This is a genomic window from bacterium (assembly GCA_009926305.1).
In the GTDB taxonomy this organism is placed as follows: domain Bacteria; phylum Bdellovibrionota_C; class UBA2361; order UBA2361; family RFPC01; genus RFPC01.
This window is the reverse complement of the sequence record RFPC01000220.1, coordinates 1-1,440: the sequence shown is the minus strand read 5'-3', so window position 1 is coordinate 1,440 and position 1,440 is coordinate 1. Positions and strand designations below refer to the sequence as shown.

The window sequence follows — 1,440 nt, the reverse complement described above, 5'->3', positions numbered from 1 at the left end:
TCCTACAGCCCCGCCGACAGCATTTCCCTGCACTCTTGCAATAACGAACTTCTTTGAAGCACGCATTGATAAAATAACTCGCGCGAATCCAAGGAAGTACTCAACTGCTTCTGCCTCATCCTCAAGAGCAAGCAGCTCATCAAATGAAGCTCCCGCACAAAACGCCTTCTCGCCACCACTCTGTAAGACGATAACACCAACTTTTGAGTCCTTACTAAACCGATCTATTGATTCTGAAAGGGCTCGTAACTGCTCAGATGGAAGAGAATTCGCCTTCGGGTGCGAGAAAGAAACTGTGCCGACTCCATCAACAACTGTAGCGCTTACCCCGTATTCTACCATGACTTCCCCCGTTCCATGCTCGCTATCTTCGTATTAAAAATTCCGGATGAGGAACTCATGAACAGCGCCTCGCTTTCCACCTTTTGAGTTTATTGCTCGCTTTGCTGACACCTCATCAATCGAGTACCCCTCATAGAGCTCTCGGATAGAACCAATCCCAGCATTTGAGAGGAGAAAGAGAGCCCCACGTGCATTGAGCTGATCACAGACTTCTTTGAGACTGACCTGGTCTTCCCACGAAAAGTCCTGGTCTGTATAGCTCGTAAAATCAGCTGATGCGGAAAGGGGCGGATACGGCGGGTCAAGGTATACGAAGTCTCCTTCTACAACTCGGTCATTCAGGACCAATCCGAAATTGAGCGGCTCTGTAAACACTTGGGCCAGATCCCTTGGAGAGCTCCTCCGCAGATCAAGCTACCACTCCCTCACGCCGCTTAAGTCAAACAATTCCCGGTAAAGGTGCCGGTACAGCATTAGTGTATTCAAAATTTACTAAATCCTCTGAGTTTGCTCCCTCGCGCGACTGTAATTGAACTTTCCGCCTTCCAATCAACAGTAACTCCACTATTCGTCGCCCAAGATCGCTCCAACTCTCTCAACTCCAGCCATCAAACCGGGTAAATCAACTCCCTCTCAGGTAAATGCCTCTCTGGACTCAGATTTTAAGATTTCTTACCTATCAGATTTCTTACATCAACATTTCCTTCTCTCCCGTTAACTTCAATAGAGGTATGCCCCGGAGCGCCCAAGAAACTTGCCACCATCACGCTTCCCATGATTGCGTCTAGCCATAGAAGGATCAGAAATGGTGGCATATGTTCTAAGGTATTGAGTTGAATACGGTCTGCTGCCCTTAGCCTCGGGTCATTCGTCTGATATCGATCAAACTTAACCCCTTGAGCTTTGCTCGATGCAGCAACGCTCAGCTTTACCCTCAACACATTGAGCATAAATGCGTAATACAGAACAAGGTAGGCAAAGGTCACCCACAAGACGGGTTTTAAGTGATGAATGTCAGTCATACTATCTCCCGAGCAATCAGTCTCTCATAGACCGTAAAAAGCAAACTCCCCAATGATTTAACCAAAGAAGACTCCA

Annotated in this window: 3 protein-coding genes; all 3 read right to left on the bottom strand. The window is 47.4% G+C overall.

All coding sequences use genetic code 11. The features are described 5' to 3' along the window. A partial coding sequence (locus tag EBR25_14000) for an enoyl-CoA hydratase/isomerase family protein (protein NBW42083.1) occupies nucleotides 1–342 on the bottom strand: 342 nt, incomplete at its 3' end. A 33-nt stretch (nucleotides 343–375) separates the two neighbouring features. Continuing rightward, nucleotides 376–750 (bottom strand): hypothetical protein, encoded by a 375-nt coding sequence (locus EBR25_13995; GenBank protein ID NBW42082.1) that lies wholly within the window; start codon nucleotides 748–750, stop codon nucleotides 376–378. A gap of 254 nt (nucleotides 751–1,004) precedes the next feature. Beyond that, the gene (locus EBR25_13990) at nucleotides 1,005–1,364 is read right to left on the bottom strand and encodes an MAPEG family protein (GenBank protein ID NBW42081.1); all 360 of its coding nucleotides are present in this window, start codon (nucleotides 1,362–1,364) and stop codon (nucleotides 1,005–1,007) included. Between the last annotated feature and the right edge of the window lie 76 nt (nucleotides 1,365–1,440).

Coding starts and splice junctions, on each gene's coding strand:
- EBR25_13990 (NBW42081.1), bottom strand. CDS start 1,364: ATGACTGACATTCATCACTTAAAACCCGTCTTGTGGGTGACCTTTGCC.